The 23,295-nt window shown below is 42.4% G+C and carries 14 protein-coding genes; 2 read left to right on the top strand and 12 right to left on the bottom strand.

What is annotated here, in order from left to right; translation table 11 throughout:
- Window positions 1-247 precede the first annotated feature (247 nt).
- Entirely contained in the window at window positions 248-2,947 is a 2,700-nt protein-coding gene (locus HMPREF0106_RS15835; protein ID WP_032851222.1) for a hypothetical protein, read from the bottom strand.
- Between the two features lie 219 nt (window positions 2,948-3,166).
- On the opposite strand from HMPREF0106_RS15835, the gene HMPREF0106_RS15830 reads away from it, so the two are divergent.
- Window positions 3,167-5,599 (top strand): ATP-binding protein, encoded by a 2,433-nt coding sequence (locus tag HMPREF0106_RS15830; RefSeq protein ID WP_009039607.1) that lies wholly within the window; start codon window positions 3,167-3,169, stop codon window positions 5,597-5,599.
- A 114-nt stretch (window positions 5,600-5,713) separates the two neighbouring features.
- On the top strand, window positions 5,714-6,244 hold the full coding sequence (locus HMPREF0106_RS15825; protein WP_009039608.1) for a GNAT family N-acetyltransferase: 531 nt from the start codon (window positions 5,714-5,716) through the stop codon (window positions 6,242-6,244).
- A gap of 444 nt (window positions 6,245-6,688) precedes the next feature.
- Here the strand turns inward: HMPREF0106_RS15825 and HMPREF0106_RS15820 are convergent, their stop codons facing one another.
- The 11 genes from HMPREF0106_RS15820 to HMPREF0106_RS15770 all read right to left on the bottom strand — a co-directional run bounded on the left by HMPREF0106_RS15820 (window position 6,689) and on the right by HMPREF0106_RS15770 (window position 23,289).
- Window positions 6,689-7,924: an MFS transporter gene (locus HMPREF0106_RS15820; protein ID WP_009039609.1), complete on the bottom strand. Its 1,236-nt coding sequence runs from the start codon at window positions 7,922-7,924 to the stop codon at window positions 6,689-6,691.
- Window positions 7,925-7,960: 36 nt separating this feature from the next.
- A complete protein-coding gene (locus HMPREF0106_RS15815; RefSeq protein WP_004296059.1) occupies window positions 7,961-8,407 on the bottom strand; it encodes a YhcH/YjgK/YiaL family protein in 447 nt (148 codons plus the stop codon).
- Window positions 8,404-9,606, bottom strand: coding sequence for an AGE family epimerase/isomerase (locus HMPREF0106_RS15810; RefSeq protein ID WP_009039610.1), 1,203 nt, complete (start codon window positions 9,604-9,606; stop codon window positions 8,404-8,406). The genes HMPREF0106_RS15815 and HMPREF0106_RS15810 overlap by 4 nt, the downstream gene beginning before the upstream one ends.
- A gap of 11 nt (window positions 9,607-9,617) precedes the next feature.
- Window positions 9,618-10,535, bottom strand: a complete 918-nt coding sequence (locus HMPREF0106_RS15805; protein ID WP_009039611.1) for a dihydrodipicolinate synthase family protein — start codon at window positions 10,533-10,535, stop codon at window positions 9,618-9,620.
- Between the two features lie 31 nt (window positions 10,536-10,566).
- Window positions 10,567-12,120, bottom strand: a complete 1,554-nt coding sequence (locus tag HMPREF0106_RS15800; protein ID WP_032851223.1) for a hypothetical protein — start codon at window positions 12,118-12,120, stop codon at window positions 10,567-10,569.
- A 22-nt stretch (window positions 12,121-12,142) separates the two neighbouring features.
- Window positions 12,143-13,714, bottom strand: a complete 1,572-nt coding sequence (locus HMPREF0106_RS15795; RefSeq protein ID WP_410491994.1) for a PQQ-binding-like beta-propeller repeat protein — start codon at window positions 13,712-13,714, stop codon at window positions 12,143-12,145.
- 3 nt (window positions 13,715-13,717) lie between these two features.
- Window positions 13,718-15,430 carry a hypothetical protein gene (locus HMPREF0106_RS15790; RefSeq protein ID WP_009039614.1) on the bottom strand — a complete coding sequence of 571 codons (1,713 nt, stop codon included), beginning with the start codon at window positions 15,428-15,430 and terminating at the stop codon, window positions 13,718-13,720.
- A 13-nt stretch (window positions 15,431-15,443) separates the two neighbouring features.
- Entirely contained in the window at window positions 15,444-17,126 is a 1,683-nt protein-coding gene (locus HMPREF0106_RS15785) for a hypothetical protein (RefSeq protein WP_009039615.1), read from the bottom strand.
- A gap of 16 nt (window positions 17,127-17,142) precedes the next feature.
- Window positions 17,143-18,891 carry a RagB/SusD family nutrient uptake outer membrane protein gene (locus HMPREF0106_RS15780; protein ID WP_008640433.1) on the bottom strand — a complete coding sequence of 583 codons (1,749 nt, stop codon included), beginning with the start codon at window positions 18,889-18,891 and terminating at the stop codon, window positions 17,143-17,145.
- Between the two features lie 20 nt (window positions 18,892-18,911).
- Window positions 18,912-22,160, bottom strand: coding sequence for a TonB-dependent receptor (locus HMPREF0106_RS15775; protein ID WP_009039616.1), 3,249 nt, complete (start codon window positions 22,158-22,160; stop codon window positions 18,912-18,914).
- A gap of 373 nt (window positions 22,161-22,533) precedes the next feature.
- Complete coding sequence (locus HMPREF0106_RS15770; RefSeq protein ID WP_008640435.1) at window positions 22,534-23,289, bottom strand: creatininase family protein; 756 nt, start codon at window positions 23,287-23,289, stop codon at window positions 22,534-22,536.
- Between the last annotated feature and the right edge of the window lie 6 nt (window positions 23,290-23,295).

Below are 23,295 nucleotides of genomic sequence, written 5' to 3' on the forward strand. Positions count from 1 at the left end.
ATATAGCGTAGGGCAACGCCCTACGTAAAAACGACAATCTGAATTTGCGCCCTGAAAGGGCATAATTGTATACGGTTCCGCCCTTTCAGGGCTTGTGGCTGGTGTGTTTTTTTCGTAGGGCGTTGCCCTACGCTATATAATTAAGCCCTTTCAGGGCACCCCAATAAATATATAATTGTAAGGCTTTCAGCCTAACTGCAAAATTCCCATTTAACCGCTAAATTCCCATTTAACTGCTAAATTCCCATTAATAAAACAACCAATCCATTGTCTCTTCATCCCCGGCAAGCCCGGCATTACGAACTTTCGTTTCCGCAGCCGTGAATCCTAACACTTGCAGATAACCTTTGGGTAACATCAACGTATGCTTTCCAGCCGGAAAACTATATGCATGTACATTTGCCAAAGGCATTCCGTTGATACGGACGGCATTCGTCAACACGGGTTCCGCCTGACCGTAGTCATTGGCTGACGCATCGATTTCCAGTTTCGGAGCTTTTGCATATTTTTTCTGGTCGTCTTTGAAATAAGCGACTAACAATTTCACCGGAGCATCCGTTTCGAAAGTGATGCTTGTGCCTTTCTCTCTCTGCTCATTTCCATTGAAGCGGAGCGCCTTCATTCCTTTCAATTCCGGAGCTACTGCTTCTATCTTACCTGGAACATCCACAAATAAAGAAGTCCCCTCATCCACTTTCACTGTCGGATAATTAGAGATCAGTTTCACATTTGCAGGAGTCCAGGCAGCAATCTCGACAGTTTCAGTCACTGCATTTCCATTCTGTTTTTCTTTCAACAAAGCGAGGTTGGCTTTGAAATTCTCCAATTCCTTCTCATAGTGTACCAGCAGTTCTTTCCAAGTCTTATTCTTTCCATCATCTCCACCGATAGGAATACGACGTTGGGCAGTCTGCATACTGTTGGCATATAAGTAATGTTCGTCCGTCAGTTCCACCAATTTGCGATAGTGCTCTAGGCTTTGTTCCATCAAAGGAATAGCTTCTTCAAGATTCTTAATCTCTTTTCCCCATTGATAATCCAATACCAGTTTGGCAGCTTTCACTTTCAGGTTGAACGCATACGCAAATTCACGATAACAATGCATATCATTCTGTAAACGTGCAAATTCATCCTTATTTGAAGAGACGGAACCTGCTGCTTTATCAATAGCCGCTACCGCTTTATCTCCATGTTCTATTACTTGAGCAACAATATCCAAAGGCATTTCACCTACATGAGGTTGCTTTTTCCATTCTTTCTCTACATACTCTATCAGCTTCTCTCCTTCCGGTCCGCAGCTTTCATAGAATCCCGGATAGATCGTATATTTGTATGGATTGACAAGCTGACTCATAAACATACCCAGTAATAACGTTTGGCGATTTCCCTCTGTGATACCGAAACGACGTAACAACTTCGGAGCGATCTCTCCGCTTTCTTCGTATGCTACACGGATATTACTTGCATTTTCGTCAGAGGTTCCGTAGAACTTGCCTAACTGATGGTCCCAGTAACCCATTTCATCTGTACGGTCGCGATGGCAGTTCCACGCATAGCGTCCCCAGGTCTGATACCAGATCCAATCACGATCCAATTGGAATTCACGTTCATTGTTCGGTAATTTGTCCGCCGTATAAGGCCAGTCCCAATATGAAGCCTGCGGATAAAGGTGCAAGGCATTGGCACCGTGTACATTGTGCATGGCAGTGACCGCCTTCTGAACGAAATCCGGAGAACCCCAGCGGAACGGTTCCAAATTTGCTAGGATATGTACGTTACTGATATGAATGGAACCCAACGAACTCAAATCCGTATGAATTTTCGACCAGGGACCACGAGGTTCGTAGGTAGTCAACGATTCACCATTATACTTATGCATCGTATAAAGATTCTTATAGAGCGGCAAGGCAGCGTCCATCACCAGTTTGCAGTCCGTGTCGTGCGCACGCAACAAAAGAGGCGGTTCATCCGTACGTCCCAATGCCTGTAATCCGTCTTTCACTCCCGGAATAATTGTTTTAGTAAACCATTCCACATCGTCCTCCACTGTACACATCGCTTCACCCAGACAAACAAGTAATCCTACATTGGGATATTTTTCAATGAAAGCGGCAATACTCTTGCGTGTATAATCGGCAATCAGAGGAGTAATAGGACGGTTACGATCCTGTGTTTTCAGTCCGTAATGTTCAGCAAAAGGTTTGGAAAGAATGATATTATAAAACATCTGTATGACAAAGATACCGCGTTTGTCCGCTTCTTCCGTGAGGAAAGAGAACATTTCTTCGCTCATTTTGAAGGTTTCTTCATCTACTTCCAGTGCAAACGGATAATCTTCTAGTTTCACCAATGACGCAAACGGATGGCCATTCCAAAGGTACAGCGAATTCATGCGGTTGGCAACCAGCATATCCAAGTATTTAATCCACTGTTCTTTATCATAAAACCAGGGGAAACTTTCCGGTGTATACGGATATTCGTACACACCATGCCCCGGCAGATAGGTCATCTTCTGTAATCCTACACATGCACCACGCAATACCATTTCAGGACCGTCTTTCAGTTCCTCCGGGAAGTTCAACTTACCATCCGAATCATTCACACGGTCAATCAGTTCACGGCATCCGTAAATGACACCACTCCCATCCCTGCCGGACACTTTGGTCAGATTGCCCGTCGTCGAAATATGAAAACCTTCTTTCTTGAGCGTCGTGTCATTTACTTCCGCCAAGAGAATCGTTTTGATTTCGGGATCGGAGAATGTCGTGTCTCCCTGTTGCATCATTACCTGATAACCGGCTTTATCCAAGGTAGTCTGTAACTGCTCCGCACCAAACAGAACACGATTTGACGCATCCGGCGGAGTCATAATCTTCACGGTTTGCCTGCCACACGCTGCTAAAAAAAGTGTGCATGCCGCAAACATGAATAATCTGGTATTTTTCATTCTTCTGATATATATTATAGATTATATAATTCATTTCTTCACTAAAAGAAAGACGAAATAATCCCCTGTTTGTACTCATTCGTCTCTTTTTCCACTTTTCAGCACCAAACTTCCACTTTCATCTTGCTGTAATATGCAAACGCCTCATTATTTAAAAGTTATGCTTATCTTTGCCGGCTAGTGTCTTATAATATAAAACAGAAAACAAGAGCAAACAATATGAAAGAACAAACAAATTATGACTATGAAAAATACGTTCAGATAGCACAGATGGCCAAAATGGGATGGTGGGAGTCAGATTTGAAGAATAAAGAATATATCTGCTCTGACTTTATTGTTGACTTACTCGGCCTTGAAAGTAACCGCATCAGTTTCACCAAATTCCACCAAAGAATACGTGAAGACCACCGACTGCGTCTTAAAAATGAATATATGTCTCTTTCTTATCTGGAGACATACGAACAAATGTTCCCAATCCGGGCAAAAGACGGGGAAATATGGGTGTACTCTAAGATTAATTTCCAAAAGCCCGATAAAGAGGGATATAGGAACATGACAGGCTTTCTGCAATATATTGACAGACCAATCGATACTACGAATGGAAACATTGATTTCTTTCAAGTGAGCAATTTGCTTTACCAACAAACTAATATTTCATATTCATTGCTTGCTTTTCTGCAATGTGATGATGTCGCTCAAGTGGTTAACAAGACATTAGGAGATCTTCTTCACCAATTTTTGGGCGATCGTATCTATATCTTCGAAATAAACAGAAAAGAACAACGCCAGGATTGCACTTATGAGGTTACCGCCGAAGGAATATCCAAGGAACAGGAGTTCTTGAGTAATATTCCCTGGGACCCTTCTACCTGGTGGAATCATCAGATAGCCGAAAGAAGGGCTATCATACTGAACACGCTGGACGACATGCCCGAAGAAGCTGCGGAATATCGTCAGACGTTGGAGATGCAGGATATCAAGTCGCTGATGGTAGTTCCGCTAATCTCTAAAGAAGAGGTATGGGGCTATATGGGAATTGATATGGTAAGAACGCAGCGTAGCTGGAGCAATGTGGATTATCAATGCTTTTCCTCTCTTGCTAATATTATCAGTATTTGCATCGAATTGCGAAAGTCGGAGTTACAAGCCAAAGAAGATCGTCTTGCTTTGGACAACAGCGAGAAGATATTAAGAAATATCTATAAGAATCTTCCGGCTGGTGTCGAACTTTACGACAAAGACGGTTATCTGGTAGATATTAATGATAAAGAGCTTGAAATATTCGGCTTGTCTGACAAGCATGAGGCACTGGGAGTTAATCTGTTCGACAATCCCAATATTCCTTTAGAGGTTAAAGAGAGATTGAGAGCGAAAGAAGATGTAAACTTCTCCATCAATTATGACTTCTCAAAAATAAATCAATATGTAGATAGTCGGAGAAATGGGATTATTAATCTTACCACTAAAGTTACCGCTCTCTATGATTCTCAAAACCGATTTATCAACTATCTGTTTATCAATATAGATACGACGGAAACGACCAATGCATACACCAAGATACAGGAGTTTGAGAATCTGTTTCTTCTAATCGGTGATTATGCCAAGGTAGGATTTGCTCATTTCAATGTATTGACAAGAGACGGGTATGCCCAAGATACATGGTACAGGAATTTGGGCGAAAAAGAAGGTACTCCCATGCCGCAAGTTATCGGAGTATATACACATGTGGTTCCTGAAGATCAGGCTGTTCTGAAAAACTTTGTACGTGAAGTGAAAGAAGGGAAAGCAACCAGTTTGCGTAAAGAAGTTCGTGTATGCAGGGAGAATGGTAAATATACATGGACCAGCATTAACGTTATGGTTAGAGATTATCGCCCACAGGACGGTATTATTGAGATGTTGTGTATCAATTATGACATCACGCCTTTGAAAGAGACTGAACAGAAATTGATTATTGCCCGTGATAAAGCGGAAGAACTGGATCGTCTGAAGTCGGCTTTCCTGGCTAACATGAGCCATGAGATCCGTACTCCTCTCAATGCTATTGTCGGCTTTTCCAGTCTTCTGGCAGAAACGGACAGCAGAAGCGAACGGCAGGAATATATCAAGATTGTGCAAGAGAATAATGAACTTCTCTTGCAACTGATATCGGACATTCTCGATCTTTCGAAAATTGAAGCGGGAACATTCAATTTTGTATATACCAATGTGGATGTAAATGAGACGTGTGCTGAAATCATCAAATCAATGAGTATGAAAGTGAGTAAAGGTGTTGAATTGATTTTTGAGGAACCATTGCCGGAATGTTATCTCTACACTGACAAAAACAGATTCACTCAAGTTATCAGTAACTTTATAAATAACGCATTAAAGTTCACCCAGCAAGGCTGTATCACCCTGGGATATAAACAAGTATCCCATCAGAAAATAAAATTCTATGTGCGCGACACCGGAATGGGAATACCGGAAGAAAAGCAAAAGAGTATATTCGAACGTTTTGTGAAGCTCAATACCTTTGTTCAGGGTACAGGACTCGGACTTTCTATCTGCAAAAGCATTGTTTCCCAAATGGGAGGAGAAATTGGCGTGGATTCAACCGAAGGAGTAGGTTCCTGCTTCTGGTTTACACACCCGTACCACGCTGCTGACTAGACTGACCATAAGTGAAGAGGGGATTCAATGAATAATAGTTAATACTTATAATAATGAATAACCTCCAACAAGGAAAAAAGAATTGTATCTTTGCATTCCATTATTATCATTATTATGCAAAAGTATATAGAAACACCCCGTCTGATTCTCCGCGACTGGAAAGAAGAAGACATCCCGTTTTTTGCCCGTATGAATGCCGATCCGAATGTGATGGAGTTTTTTCTTAATTCATTGTCATCGGAAGAATCATTTGCCTTTTATCAGCGTATTCAAAATGAGTTCCAAACCTGTGGCTTCGGTTTGTATGCTGTAGAACGAAAAGAAGATCATGCTTTTATGGGCTATACCGGACTACATCAGATTACATTTGATGTAGACTTTGCTCCGGGCATAGAAATAGGCTGGCGGTTAGCACACGAATATTGGGGACAGGGTTATGCTCCTGAAGCTGCAACAGCTTGTTTGGAATATACACGCAATAAAATGGATATAAAAGAACTCTTTTCTTTTACTTCCCTTCTCAACCAACGGTCAGAACGTGTAATGCAGAAAATAGGAATGGAACGAGTGAGGGAATTCGATCATCCGCTTGTCCCTGGTGAGCATCCGTTGTGCAGGCATGTGTTGTATCACATCAAATTTTAAAATGCTATTGACTTTGCCCTTTTTATTTTGTATATTTGCAGTAACCAATTAGCAGACAACAGATATGATATATACAAAAATAAAGACATAAAGAGAATTTACAGAAACATAAATATGTGTCTGAAAGAATAGAAATGGGGTGGAATCTACATAGATTTCACCCCATTTTGTTTAATATATTCGTGCCTACTTAGTGAATTATCCCGAATATCGTTTATTATAAATGTAAGACCCGTTTATAATAAACTGTTTCATTATTTATTAAAAATGCAAATTGAGTTTATTAGCATCCTGTATAATAAAAAGAAAACAGTTTAAGAGTAAGAATAGTACGAATGCAATATTCACAAATATATCTATACATTTGAGATAATAAATGAGCTTTACACTAATATTCTTTTCTTCTTATTACTCATAACAACCCAAACTATAACCATCATTGTATTACTCCATATTATCCGTTTTAGGTCTTAAAAAGTAGATTTGTAGTCCTAATGCAAGTGCAACGACAATACTAAGCATAGCAAATCCTTCGCCCAGACTTCCACCGTCCGTCCATTTTCCCAATAATTGAGTTACTGCAGCTCCTGCAAAAACTCCTGTCATGTTCATAATACCATATGCCGTCCCTCTATATTTAGCAGAAACGAACTGGCATAAAATAGGCATATTATTGGCATCGAAAATACCAAAGCCGATGCCGAATAACAATCCTGCACCTATTACGCTAATGAAACCGTGTCCGAAACCTAGCAATAACAGTGCGGGGATGGTCATCCCCAGTCCGATTGCCCCTGTGTAGACACGTCCGCGGATATTCTTCAGCACCCATCTATCCGACAAGAATCCTCCCAATATTACTCCGACAAATGAAGATAGAGCAATGGTAATCGTAGATATTGGTCCTGCCTGTGACATCGGAATATCCAGGTTCTCCGCAAATAGCGTCGGCAACCAGTTCTTTGTAGCCCACCCCGGTAAACTTGGAGCCGCAAAATAAAATAATATCACCCAAAAAGAAACATTTGAAAATAACAGTAACAGCCCTTTTCCAATTGAATTCCCCTTGCTAATGCCATTAGCAACAACCTTTTCTATTTTCATTCGGACAGGATTCTCATGTAGGAAAAAGATAAGAACCACAGAATAAGCAATACCTACAATGCCAAACCAGTGAAAAGTGCTCTGCCAGGAAAATGCAGCGGCTGCCGTAGCTCCAAACCCACCGATTGCCTGACCGACATACAGTCCGGTCATGTGAACTCCAATTGCCAATGAGCGTGATTTGTCCTGATGCCAATCCGCTATCAAGGACAGAGCGGAAGGAATATACAATGCTTCACTAATCCCCATCACTGCACGCAAACCATATAATTGCTCAAACGTCGTGGCATATCCCATCAGGAATGTTACAGCCGACCAAACAAACAAGCTTCCGACGATTAACCATTTACGACTAAGCCTGTCTGCAATAATTCCGGCAACCGGGCTCATAAAGCCGTAAATCCATAGAAAGACTGCCATCAATGCACCGAAAGCTTCTGCCTTCGTCAGCTCTACAATATCTATTTTCATTGCTTCCTGCATTGTAGAAAGCATTTGTCTATCCATGTAGTTGAGCAACGCTACTACCCAAAGCAACGCAACCACTACCCATGGATAAATATTTTTATTTTTCATGGTAGTTGTATTTAAAAGATTTTTGAGACTGTTTACTTAGACTTTTACTTTAGCTATCAGTTTGCGTATCCAGCCTTTACCGATAGCCGGAGCATGGGGGTCCTCCGGATATACAATGACGAATTGTCCGGGCAAGAGATTGATGAAAGTAGTAGGAACGTCACCATATAGGGCACAATCACTCTTTTTATCATAAGCTTGCCTTTCCACTTTTAATTCTTCCAAGGCTTTCCAGCCAATGGTTTCTTTGCCTTCAAGCAATATGTGCACATCAATATAATCGTGATGCAGTTCTAATAAACGCTTTCCTTCAGGAATACATTCGGGATAGATATTATTGACAATCAGATTATCACCATCCAGTCTGATAGTTCCCAGTTCCTCGTGCAACAGATCGTGCGATTTCACATAATCGAAAAGCTGTTTGAACAACGGGTGAAGTTTCTCCACCCGTTGGCTATTTTGTAAATTGGATACAATCATCTTATTTCTTTTTTTATTTCAGACATTATTTCCTCACAAAGCATATATCCTTTTGTCATCATGCGAGGGATATGAAAAGGTCCTTTAAATAAATTTCCTTTTGCCGGCTGGGCGACTGTTCCATCCCGATGGAGATAGCCATACCACTCTCCGTATTCTTTGTCCGGGAAATGTGTATATGTCCACTCGCTGATTTGTTGATGCATCTTCAGGTATTTCTCTTCTTTCGTCATCAGATAGGCATACAGGGTAGCGATAATTGCTTCTGTTTGCGGCCACCAGAATTTCATATCCTGCGCATAGTCCTGCGAAGGAAGATTCCTGCAATCTTTGAAATTGATAATACCGCCGAATTCTTTATCCCAGCCCCACTCCCATGACCAGTCCAGAATCTTCAGCCCCAGTTCTTTTATGTTTTGATCCCTTCCCCGGAGCTTGGATTCTTCCAGCAAAAACCAAGCTGTTTCGATACAATGCCCCGGATTGATGGTACGCCCCATATTGGAGTCTATAAATTCTCCGTTCGGTCCTACGGTTTCCAATAATGCCTTGAACTCCGGATGTAGGAAATCTTTTTCCAGACAGCTAATGGACTCGTCAATCTGCCGTGTCAGACATTCGTCTTGAATAGCTTCCCTGATTCGGGAAGCTACGTTTATCAATATCATGGTGATGGAATGTCCTTTCATGGGGAGCGTATCTGTATATTTGGGAGCAAGCAGTCCGGGAGTTTGCAGGAAATATTGCATACGTTTGAACAGTTCGAGTGCCTTCACCGCATACGTCTTATCCCCCGACGCTATCGAATATTCGGACATCGCTATGGCTGCAAATGACTCGGAGAAAATATAACGGCGCTTACGTAAAGGGCGACCGTCCGCTGTCACTTCAAAATACATACGCCCATCCGAATCAAAGCAATACTTCTCTATAAAGTCTAGTGTGCTTTTTGCGGCTTGCAACCATGCCGGATTCTTTTCTATATGATTATAGGCATAGGAACAAGTAAATGCAAAACGCCCCTGAAACCAAACGGATTTTGTACTATCCATTAATGCACCGTCGCGATCTACACAAGTATATATACCACCATTCACTCTATCCAGTCCATACTTTATCCAAAAGGGCATGATATTATTCTGCATATCATCCTTATAGGTATTAGCCCATTGTTGTATATAGTCAGTAATATTCTTCATACGTCCTCCTGTTAGAATTTATTGCAACGTTCGAAGAAACGGATTTCTTCCAGTTCCGCTTTCATTTGTTTTTCTTCGTCAGCGGTCATGTTTTGGAAAGGAGTACGGTTGCCGCCCAAATCAAGTCCGATAAGCTTCATGATACGTTTGCCACCAACAATATTCCCACGGAAATGGCAGATTACGTTAATCACTTCCTGAGAGAAGTTTTGCAATTCACGGGCTTGCTCCAATTCACCGGCTTTCCAGGCATCAATGATACCTACCAGGTTTATACCGTTATAGTTGGTCGTTCCGCCGATTCCGCCTTGCGCCCCTCCCATTGCGAGACAAGGAAGAATGGTTTCATCCTGCCCGTGAAGCATATCGAACTTGCCGTCTTTATACAAACGACATTGATTGTATTCATACAGGCTTTCGAAGGTATATTTGATTCCCGTAAAATTGGGAATACGGTTTTCAACAGCTTTCAGGAAAGCAAGCATCGATAAGAATGCTCCATTGAATGCAGGAATGTGATAATAATAGAAGGGCAGCTTCGGTGCTCCGGCAGCGATTTCTTCGCAGTACTTTACCAATTCTTCTATTCGTCCTATTTTCGGGAAAGGAGGTGCCATTGCACCAATTCCCCAAGCTCCGATTTTCTGGGCATGTTCCGCCAGCATCCGGCTTGACTTTACGCAGCAACTCCCCACGTGTACAATAACCTTAAAACCATCCGGTGCAACTTCCATCCAACGTTCTGCCAACTTCATTCGTTCTTCATCAGTCAACATATACCCTTCTCCAGAAGAACCGTTGATGAAAACACCTTTCAAGCCATTTTTTACAAGTAGCTTTGCATAGGCTTCGATTGGTTCATAATTTACTTCTCCATTTTCATAAAACGGAGTAAAAGGAGCATTGATTAATCCTATAATCTTTTCCATAATACAGTTTCTTTTTTTAAGTTTAATATATTTAGTTATTTTTCAATTTATCCATGGGGGTATCTATACCCTCGTCTGATAGTCCCGGTCCTCCACCGCCGGTATATCCACCACTTTCGCCTGTTTGCCATGCCGAAATCCAAAATGCATAGATATCCGCCTGATTCAGATAAAACTTCAACCGGACTGTTTTCCCCACCAGTGATGTTACGCCTGGATGTTTTTCCCATGAAATCATCTGTTTCGTTTTATCCGATTTTTTCATTGATATGCAGTCTTTCTTTGTAAATCCTTCCATTGGCTGACCGTTATCATCCAACACTTCTACCGCTAAAGTTCCCTTCACATCTGCATTTACAAACAAATAGTTTCCATTTGCCGGAATCTGAGTTTTTATTTCTATATATCCTTCTTTTCTTCCTGCCCGCATCGAAACAAAACCATCACGACGAAGCATCGCAAGTCCTGTGGCAAAATTGGAATCATGTTTCGGCTTGCTGTTATAGCGTCCACTGACATAAAAATAAAGAGAGTCTCCGACTATCAGAGGGCTACCCGCAGTAGACTGTACATTGCCTGCATTCCATGCATGAAAGTCCTCACTGACAGGAAGAAATGGTTTCTTGTTTTCCCGGTTCCAATGAAAACCGTCTTTGCTCCAACCTATCAGGACTTCATTCCTTTTTTGAATATTCAGACTGTCACAAACACTGTTTTCCGGCCCCTGCCAAACGGTGAAGTAGCCTAATATACAGCCCTCATACGGCATTGCTTCATGATTGTATATCTGTGGACGCAGTTCGGGAAATTGAGGATGACGCGGGTCATCGGCATCGGCATTAAACCAATAACGGATAAACTTATCACTCTTGTTGTCATATATCCTGTGTGCTAGGCTAACCAGCATTTCCGGATCTTCATGTTCCAAATAATTGCGTGAACGCCTATACACTCCATTTATGGTTTTCAATGACAGGACATATTTCTTGCGAAACGGGTCGTAATAAGCCGCACAACGGTCGTACAATTCTCCCGAAAGAGCTTTCGGCTCACTCCAATGGATTCCGTCAGAAGAATATTTGAGTTTCATGCTGACTGTGAAGCGATTATTAAATTCTACAACAAACATTTTATAACGCTTCGTCCGGTCTTTCTCAAATTTATCAAGCAACACGGAAACGCAATCATGCTCTAATGTATCTACGATATTGGTTCCCGGAACAACGTCCAGATCCGGTTTTATCCAGACTTTCCCGTCGGACGACTCTGCATAGCAAGTGACGAGTCCTAATAACTTTCCGCCACCGGCAGAATACCACATCTTGAATTTATGTTCTTCTTCATCATACCATACGCCACCGCTGAATGGAGCGGCATAAGGGTCGCCATTTATATTCAATTCCCATTTTTTATCAGCTTTCAAAACAGGATTGCCAGAATAATAGATGGGCGAATGATGTATTCGTTGCAGATTTGTTTTCTCAATGAATGTTGTATCCACAAAAAGGATACGTCCTGTTTGCCCGCATACCGAAACATTGCACATTAATAATAAGAAAACTGCCAATAAAGAATATTTCTTCATAATCGTCGACATTTTAAACTACTTACTTTTGCAAACCTGTCCGTTGCGGATTCTGGCCTTTCATCGGCCATCCAGAGTTCGCATAGGAAGTAGCTCCAGATGAGATACATACCATATCAGATGCACCTGCAACAGCTTCAATGCCGACATATAAATATCCTCTTGAATCCATTACCGGACTGGAAGTACATTTAACGCCTAACTCTGCGGATGCAAGTAAACTACCGTCTTGTTTCACTATATAATAGACGGCTTTGTTCGAGATGATATGGATATATCCTCTGTTATCGATGATTGGTACGCAGTTGTTAACGTCCTCCGTTGTAGCATAATGCCATTTTAAAGAACCGTCCGAATTCAAAGCGAAAACACCTGCCGAAGCTTCACCGGTAACAGTATTTCCACCGTTGGCATAAAGCGTTCCATCCGTACCAATCACAACACCACCGTTGACAATGGCTCCCGGAGTCTTGTACACCCATTTTTCCGTTCCGTCAGGATTCAGAGCTATGATAGCGCCACCTGATGTCAGTTCGGCTATGGTATAAATGGTTCCATCCGCTCCTATCGTATAAGAATTTCCTTTCAATGCTGTACCACCCAAATCTTTCTGATAGACAAACTTTTGAGTACCGGTAGCAAAATCATAACCGAAATATCCCGTATTCTTGGAAGAGCCGAAATAGACAGTTCCGTCTTTGGACAGAGACATACCGGACAACACTTCTACATCTAAAGCTATTTCTTTGACTATATCACCGGCAGGACTTAATACGATTATTTTCTTTCCTCTATGTCCGAAGTAAATATTACCGGATGCATCAATAGCCGGAGTGACAGCATACAAATTAGAATCGGCAGCTTTGTATGCCCATTTTCTGCTACCATTACTTCCTACAGCAAATAAAAACAAAGCACGGGGGTGTTCAGCAGTAGCTGGCTTCAAATCACGAACCACAATATACACATCTCCATTCGGTCCTACTGCCGGACTTGCATATACCATACTTGCCCCTCCGCCCGGATTCAGTTCATTCATATTGGCAGTTACGTCAAATGCCCATTTCTGTGTTCCGTTTTCTGTATCATAAGCATAAAGTTTCACGTCAAATGCTCCTGTGGAAGTCTGGTCGGTAATCATATAAACCGTTTTACCGTCAGCCGACAATGCGGGTGAGACTGTACTTTCAATAGGTCCGCCCATTTCTTTCTGCCACATTACATTGATTGCTTTAGCCGGGTCTAAGATGGTAAGGTCCTTCTTAGCTGTGGCGCTCAAGCCGTTATCATCAGTCACCGTCAGTTTAATGGTAAATGTACCGTCCGACGGATAAACGAAAGTTGGATTCTGTTCCGTCGAGACGGATTTTTTTGCATCGCCAAACTCCCATAACCATGCTACTATCCGGCTTCCTTCATCGGGTATGGAAGCATCTTTAAAAACAGCAGTCTGTCCCAGTTCGTACATATTCTCACCAATGGTGAAGTCTGCCTTTGCCGCAGTGTGATAATATACCTTATCCTCTTCGCAAGAAGAAAATGCAAGAATACAAATCAATGATAATAAATAAGCTAATCTGTTCATAGTATTCATTTTTTAATTGGTTTTATCTATTCCGGAAATATTCAACCCGGGACCTCCGCCAGCGGTGTATCCCATACTCTCTCCATTCGCAGAAGGAGAAATCCAAAAAGCAAATATTTCACCATTATCAATATAGAATTTCACTTTCAGTTGTTTGTTCTTCAAAGAGGCTAATGAAGCGTTGCCTGTCCATTCTATCTTCGCTTTTACATTATCCCCTTTAAAGGCTTTGCACTCATCTTTTGAGAATCCTTCGATTACTTTATTATTGGAATCTAAAAGTTCCACTTTCATTTCTCCCGTGACATTGGCATTGACAAAGAAGTACGAACCGTCAAATTTCAGTAAGGGCGTTTGCAGTTCGCCCGTTCCTTTCATGGAAGCAAACCCGTCGCGACGAAGTGTAGCCAGTCCGGTAGTGGTAATCTCCTGCGTACCTCTCAAACGACGACCACTCAGATAGAAATAGAGTTTGTCACCGACAATTAACGGTGCTCCGGCTACGGATTGCAGGTTACCTTGATTCCATGCGTCCGAGGTGGTCGTATTTACGGCATGGAAAGGATTCATATCCTCACGGAACCAACTGTAACCGTCACGGCTATATCCTACCATGACTTGATTTCTCTTGATTACGTTGTCCGAAGCACAAACATCATTTTCCGGCCCTTGCCAAACGGAGAAGAATCCCAGCATAATGCTTTCATAAGGCGTGGCATCCTGATTATATATCGCAGGCGCTATATTCGGATAGTCTGTATGGTGTTGCTCATTAGCCCACGGACCGAACCAGAATGCACTCAATAATGCTTCCGCTTTCTTTGTTCCAGCTTCCGGGTCGGCGTTTTCATTATAATCCCTCGCACGTACCAGCTTATTCGCATCCACCCGGATATTATGCCGCATGCTATATACCCAAACGTTTCTGAAAGGATTTTTATATACCGTTGAACGGTCGGCAATCGGTTCCGATTGAGCTGCGGCACGCCAGACTTTGCCGTCCGGGGAAGTTTTGTAACGGTATCTCCATTTCCCGGATTCACGGGTAACCAGAAACATCTTGTATCTTTTCGAAGCATTACTTTCCTGTTTATCCAGCCAAATAACAGACGCGTCACGTTCTGAGTTATAGTCAACGATATTTGTTCCGGCTACAATGGAAAGAGTGGGTTTTGTCCAGTGAATACCGTCCGTTGATTCCGCATAACAAGTCACTCCTGCTCCGCTAGTTGCATAGGAGCCACCACCTGCCATGTACCACATTTTGTATTTTCCTTCCTTTTCGTCATACCATACCCCGTCGCTGAAAGGAGCGGCAAATGCCGCACCTTTTGTCCCAGTTTTCTCCCAATCCTGTTCCGGTGTCAGTATCGGATTGCCCGAATAATATTCAGGATAATAGAACGTACGTTTCAGATTAGTGGATTCTATCAGGAAATTGTCTACAAATAACTGGCGTCCTACCGAGATATTAATAACAGAAGGTTTATCCGACAGATAAAAAGGTGACATTCCTTTTTCCAGTTCAGACGAAGATGAACGTACCGGCGGCCACTGTTCGGGCAGACGAATACCATTGTACAATAGCCGTGAATCTACCGGCTCTTCGCTAGGGGGAGCCACTACCGGGGGATTATTATCTCCATCTGGAGTATCATCACTGCCACCGCAAGCTATCAGCATACAAGGCAGGAAAAATAGTAATGTATAAAGTAAACGTTTCATAGTCATTTATCTTTTATTTGTTTACAGGAACATCTATGCCACAGCTTGACAGTCCCGGTCCGCCGCCACTTGTATATCCACGGCTTTCGCCCGTTTGCCACGGAGAAATCCAAAATGCATATATATCAGCGTTATTCAGATAGAACTTCAGTCGGACAGCCTTCCCGATGAGCGATGCTATATCCTGGTGTTTCTTCCATGTAACCAACAATTTTGTCTTATCCGTTTTCTTCACCGGCACACAGTCTTTCCGCGTGAATCCTTCTAATGGCTTTCCATTCTCATCCAGAATTTCTACGGTCAAGCTACCTTTTACATCTGCATTGATAAAAAGATGTTTGCCGTCAAAACGAATCTTCTCCGTCAGCAGATAGCCGTCCTTATCTCCATGCATGGAGACAAAACCATCTCTGCGTAAAGTAGCCAGTCCGGTAGATGTATAGCTATCCCACATAATCTTGTTTCTTTGACGTCCGCTGGAATAGAAATAAAGTGAATCTCCTACTACCAAAGGCACTCCGTTGATGGACTGCATATTTCCCCAGTTCCATGCTCCTTCCGTCTCATTCACCGCCATGAAAGGCTTGAAAGAAGGACGATAGAAATGGAAGCCATCACGGCTATACCCTAGAAAGATTTCATTCTTTTTCTGAATACCCAGTTTGGCACAAACTCCATTTTCCGGTCCCTGCCAGACACTGTACAATCCTAACATAATGCTTTCATAAGCAATGGCATCAAAATTGTAAATACCCGGTTCTACTTCCGGAAACTCCGGATGACGCGGCTCTTTATCGCTCGGAGTAAACCAGTAGACCATATTCTTATCAGGTACTCCTTTTCGGATACGATGTGCGAAACTTACTGCCATTTCCGGGTCTTTATTTTCCAAATAACTGCGTGAGCGGGAAGAAACTGTTGTCCCGTAACGCATACTCAATGCCCACACATCACGGAACGGATTGTAGAATGCTGATGAACGATCGTATAAATCACCAGACTGAGCGACTCCCTCTCCCCAATGAATCCCGTCTGATGAGTATTTTAAGATAAATTGCCATCTGCGATCCGTGGGACGGCGTTCGACATTGAACATCTTGTACCGTTTGGACGGATCTTTCTCCTGTTTGTCTAACCAAATAGTAGCTGCGTCACGATTGCAGGTATCTACAATATTGGTTTGGTTCCAAATATCCAGTACAGGTTTTGTCCAGTGCTTGCCGTCTTCCGATTCGGCATATCCGGTATAAAAGGTCTGATTGTCTCCTTTGTGAAGAACACCGGCACCTGCCAAGTACCACATTTTGAACTTCCCGTCTTTTTCGTCATACCAGATCCCATCACTGAAGGGTGCAGCGTAGAGTCCGCCTTCGGTTGTTTTTTCCCATTCCTTATCAGGTCCGAGTACCGGATTCCCTTCGTAAAACCGGGGAGTATGAATCACTCTATTCAAATTAGTTTCTGCAATCAGAAAAGAATCAACAAATAGTTGCCGTCCTACATTTACAGGAATTACTCCCGGCTTTTGTTCAAGATAGGGTATCGGCATATCTTGTGCTTTTTGTGGCTCCGTATAGCGGGGTGGCCATTGTTCAGGCAGGTGTATGCCATTGTAAAGTACTTCTGTTTGGGCAATAGCAAGCCCCGGTACTACCAAACTGAACAGTAGTACCGCCATATTTTTCAAATTTATCATGTTAATTCTTTCTTAGTTAATATCCCGGATTATTTTCTGTGATATAAGGGTTAGAATTCACTTCATTGATAGGAATCGGCAACCATTCGTGCTTATTGGTGACGAATCCTTTAAAGTCATCTGCCGATATGAACTTCTTGAAGTTAGGATCGGATTCCTGCAACTCTGTAAAACGGCTGGCTAGCTTGCCCCAACGGAGCAAATCATAGAAACGATGCCCTTCCAAAGCAAATTCCAGGATTCTTTCATTCTGAATATCAGCCATGGTTACGGAAGGGAGTTCGCTCATGTTGGCACGTCCGCGTACTTTATTTACTGCCTGCAAGGGAGTCATATTTGATGCTGGTGTGCCACCGCTGACAACAGATTCTGCATACATCATCAACACATCGGCATAGCGGATATACCGCCAGTTCACCCCATGGGCACGGGGTTGATTATATACATACTCCTTGACGCCCGCACCTACACCGACCAATTTAGGAGTCCCGTCTGCTTCCGTTTGTGTAGGCATGGAACAATCAATCCCTTTTCTGATACCTGCTTTGAATGAATGTGCCAAAGGATTGGACACGGTAGCAAATCCTTCTTTTCCATTCTTTGCAGGATAAAGTTCTTCCCATTTATAACCGCCGGGACCTTCCAGACGTACCGGATTGCCGCCTGCATCATTTCTCAAATGAATGCTCGCATCCAAATCATTGAATATCATTGTGGAGAACATTCGGATATCCGTATAGCCGTCCTTGTCTACCGAATTCACAAATGCGTTATAAAGCCAGTTATGTACTACGCCTTCATAACCTACTCCCGCTCCCGGCAACATCAGTCCACGTGAATCGAACGCCAAACCGGAAGTGGCAAGCCCCGGATTGAATCCTGCATTATCGACATCGCCTAGGAATTGAAATTCAAGAATTGATTCTTCGTTATTTTCATGAGCGACATCAAAATTATCGGCATAATTTTTAGTCAGGTCATAAGTTCCGTACTTTCCGTCTATAACATCACCAAATTCTTTGGCAGCTTCACTGTAAAATGTAGTCTTGTCTTCACCATAATATTGCTCGATTCCACTACGGTATAGGTAAGCTTTTCCCAATAAGGCGGCTGCGGAAGCTTTTGTCACACGACCGGCATTCTTGCTGTCCCAATATCCCTTCACGGGCAACAATTCTTTCGCGTGTGCCAGGTCTTCTTGAATAAAATCCCATACGGCAGCAGGTTTTTCCAAAGGACGGACATAGTCATCTCCATTGCGTGGCATCTGTCTGATGGGAGATATATTCCGGAAATTAATCAATAGGTAATAATGCGCAAATGCCCTCCAGAAATAGGCTTCACCCATGTATGCGTTCCGCAGTTCCTCATTGCCGCTGAAATCGACAGACGGGGCGGTTTCAATGATGTAGGATGCTTGGGAAGCAGTGGTGTACATCAATGTATAAGGTTGCTCAATAGTGTAATAACTGGCATTCAAGTCGGCACCAAACATGCCCGGTTTGCCATAATCCGAATTGGACGATGCCTCGTCAGAGCGGATTATCGTTGTCTTAGAGCCGGAAGCTCCTAGGCAGCGTTGCGTAGACATATATCCGTACATGGTCATCACTGCGTCATTTACAGCGGACGGACTGGTGAAATAAGCTCCCATACTCGGCTGGTTCGGATTAATTGCCAGGTCATCAAAGATACCGTTGCATCCGTGTAATATCAAGCCGCCCGCCAAGATAAATGCGGCATATACTTTCTTATAGTTTTTCATATTAATCATATTTTTAGTTATCAGAATGAAGCGTTAAAACCAAAAGTGAATGTCCGGGCATTAGGATATGAACTGATGTCAATGCCACGTGAGAACAATACATTTGAACTGACTTCCGGGTCATAACCGGAGTATTTGGTCAGCGTAAACAGATTTTGTACGCCTGCATAAACACGCAGTTTGTTAAACCGGATTGCTTCCAACCACTTTTTAGGTAACGAATAACCAAGCTGAAGATTTTTCAGACGTAAATAGGAACCGTCTTCAATATAAAATTCACTCGGCAGGGAATTTCCGCCACTTGTGTTTTGGGTTTTCATAATAGGGATTCCTGTATTTCTATTTGTTTTCGTCCATCCATTCATAGCCTCTTTGACCACATTATTGGAATAATCAAAATAATAGGTGTACTTTTTCTGATTGAATATATCATTTCCCTGCACTCCCTGGAAGAAGAGAGTCAAATCAAAGTCTTTGTATTCCATGTTGATGTTCAAACCGTATGTGAAGTCAGGGATAGGGCTGCCCAGAATAACTTTATCATTTGCATTGACTACTCCATTCTTGTCCATATCCGCAAATATGAAATTTCCTTCTGCATCAAAACCGTCAATCTTATAGCCATAGAATGAACCGATAGCTTCTCCCGGCATGGTAATAGAGGGAGCATCGTTAAAGTAGCTGGACATTGCTCCGGAAGTAATCGGCTGCACGTTTTCTCCCAATGATAATACTTTATTCTTCAACGTTGCGATATTGAATGTTGCATCTATATGGAAGTCTTTCGTCAATTGTTTCCTGTAATTCATCATAAACTCCCATCCTGTGTTTTTTACGGAAGCTGTATTAACGTAGGGTTTTTCACGTGAACTGTTAATTTCAAAGATTTGCCCGGAAGACAAGTTCAAGTCTATCTGTGCCAACAAATCTACGTTCTTTTTTACGAAATAGTCTAATGACAAGGTCAAGTCGTTGTTGAAGAAGCCCAGTTCGATACCAATATCTGTGGTTTTGGCAGTTTCCCATTTCAAGTCTTTCGATTTCAGATAGGCTGCGCGTCCTGTCACATAACGTTCACCGCCTACTGTGTAAGGAATAGGTCCATAAGCTATCGCGTCAAAATTATAAGGATTGAGGAAGTTGGCACCCAACTCACCGTAGCTAGCCCTGATCTTCAATTTGCTCATTACAGGATTTTGGAACCATTTTTCCTGGTGCACATTCCATCCGGCGGAGACAGAGGGGAAGTAACCTACTCTATTGTCTTTATGGAATTTGGAAGATTCATCCCGGCGGATACTCAAGGATAGCAGATATTTATTATCATAATCGTAGTTCACACGGGCGAAGAAAGAGAGCAATGCCGCATTACTGTCTCCTGCCGAAATCTTACCATCTTCATTTTGGAATCCGGTAATATCCGTTCCTCCCAAATCGTTAATGGTAGAGTTGGTCATGTAACGATAGTATTCTCTCATCCAGCTTGTTCCTAATAAAGCGTCTATTGAGTGACGGTTGAATGTCTTGTTGTAAGTCAGCAAGTTATCAATCGTATAAGTGAACTCTTCACCTCTTGTTTCCGATACACTGTTACGTGTGTTGCCGTAATCTTTATCAGGAGTTCCATCCGAGTTCCACTTTGTATAGTACTCGGGGGTATGGGTGTAATTATGCTTATTGCTATAATTTCCACTTAACGATAATTTGTATTTTAAGCCGCCCCAAATATCCAGTTGGGCGTTCAAAGAGCCGATTAAATCCGTCACTTTATTAAACTGATCTGTATAATGTAACGGGGCTATCTTATTCTGCGCTTTGCCATCTTCGGGGTTGATGTAATAATCAGGGCCACCAGAGGTAAACCGTCCTTGTTCATCATAAATAGGTAACGTTGGTAAAGCTATGTTGAAAGCTGTTGTAGGAGTTTTATCCTTATGCGTCAGTCCGAGGGTTTCAGAGAATGAGAAACGTCCTTTTTTATAAGAGGTATTCAGGCGGAAGTTATAACGTTTATAATCCGAATAAATCGTCATACCGGTTTGGTCAAGATAACCAAGGCTTGTGCTGAAAGTAGAGTTGTCTCCACCACCTGCGATACTGGCATTCAGATTCCATACCGGAGCAAACTGTATCCATTCTTTTGACCAATCGGTATTCAGGTTCGGATTGGTGGGATTGTCATTCTCCGGTGCATGAGGCAAGCCACTGTTATCTGCCACCATATTGGCAAATTCTCTCCATTCCGACGCATTGAGGAACTCCGGAATATTAGTCGTTTTCTGGAATGCGAACGAACCGTCTATCTGAATGACGGGCTTGCCGGACTTTCCTTTCTTGGTAGTAATCAAAACGACACCATTGGCGGCACGTGAACCATAGATAGCGGCTGCCGCACCGTCTTTCAGTACTTCGATAGATTCAATATCATTGGGATTCAATGAGCTTAATCCGGCATTACTAAATGCTCCATCAATGACATACAGAGGTTCGGTAGCGCCAAAAGAAGCGGCACCGCGAATCACGATGTTTACATCTGCCCCAGCAACACCAGCTTGCTGCACGATGTCTACACCCGGTGTACGCCCTTGTAAGCTTGAAGCAACATTAGATGATACCTGTTTGCTGATTTCTTGGGAAGAGATGGAAGCAACGGCACCTGTCAGACTTGATTTCTTCTGCACGCCGTAACCAACTACTACGACTTCATCCAGGACTTCGGTGTCGTCCTGCAATTGGATAGAATATGAGTTCTTATTCCCAACCTTTACTTCCTGTGTTTTATAACCGATATAACTGACAGCCAGAAGAGCGTCTGCCGGAGCATCCAATGTAAAGTTACCATCTACATCTGTCACAGTACCCGTCCCCGCTCCTTTCACCAATACACTGGCACCAATTATCGGTTCGCCTTTGATATCCGTCACGGTTCCCGTTATTTTCTTTGTTTTTTGGCTCCCTTGTGATGCTGCGGGAGCTTCTTTTGCTTTCAAATATATTTTCTTCTCTCCAATTTCATAAGCTACATTTGTACCCGCGAATAAATCATCCAATACTTTAGAAAGGTCTTTGTCTTTTGCCTGGACAGAAACAATCCGTTCGGGATTGACAATTGTACGGCTATACGCTACCGTAAGTCCTGTCTGTTTAGTAATGAGCGAAAAGACTTTCTCCAACTTGACTTGTTGAAGATTCATTGTTATTTTCTGAGCCGACGCCGCAAGACTTACAGCAAAGCTCAATAACAATACAAGCAATACTCTGTTCTTCATACTTAGTTTGTTTAAAGTTATAAATAGGTTCTTAATCTCTTTGTATTTAGTGGACACACGAGATTAAGAAGCGGGTGAGGGAAAAAACGTTTTTTTCTGAAGTTTTTTTATTTCCAATAAATTTTCGTATGATAATGTATTAGTTTTCAGCAAGATATGGTTTGGATTTTATTTGTAGGAAAATGGGATATAAAAAGAAAAGTCCTTCCGGATTTTATTTTCAGAAGGACTTATAACAATAGATTCATGTTCTTGGCAATTCGCTAGAAACAGTCTTTTGGGATACCGTCACTATCCGGTCCACATAGTGACGCCATACTTACCGGATACCGTCACTATCACGCAAGGATAGCGTCACTATATTTTTTGTAATTTAGTAAAGTTCCTGATTCACCAATTCGTCAAAGAGCTTTGCATATTTCTCTGCGACTGCTTCCGCAAACTTCTTTCCTTTTTCTACGGAAGCTCCACGTGGATCGCCAACACCGGTATCTTTAGATACTTTCCCCCAGTTCCTGGGAATCCATGCTACTTTTTCATTCAAAGATTGTACGGCAAAAGTTTTATATTCTCCATTCCCTGCTTCTTCAAGATTGACCAGTTCGGGGTGATAGTGCATCATTACGGATGTCTCGACTTCATCTGCATGGTCACCCGGATTTTCAAAATAGTCCTTCACCTTTAACACGGTGTACCATTCACTCGATGCTATCAGGAAGTCAGGATAGTCTACCGACAAATCACGAATCATACTTTTAAAAGTATTGCCGCCATGCCCGTTGATAATAATCAATTTTCGGAAACCTTGAACATAAAGGGAAGAAACAATATCAGTCAGTATTGCTTTCTGTGTTTCATAACGCGTATGGATACAGAAGGGAAGTTCCCGTTGTCCCGGATTTTGTGAACCCATGCCGATAGGCGGCATAACCATACAGTTTACGCCATATTTCTGTTTAGCCATCAATGCAGCATCAACTGCTACATCATGGGAAAGAATACAATCTGTCATATATGGCAAATGCAGATTATGAGGTTCGGTAGCTCCCCACGGCAATATCACAATATCATATTTCCTGTCTTTTACTTTTCCATAACAAGATACGGATAAATCTACTTCTTTATTCATATACCC

This window comes from Bacteroides sp. D22 (genome assembly GCF_000163675.1).
GTDB lineage: Bacteria > Bacteroidota > Bacteroidia > Bacteroidales > Bacteroidaceae > Bacteroides > Bacteroides xylanisolvens.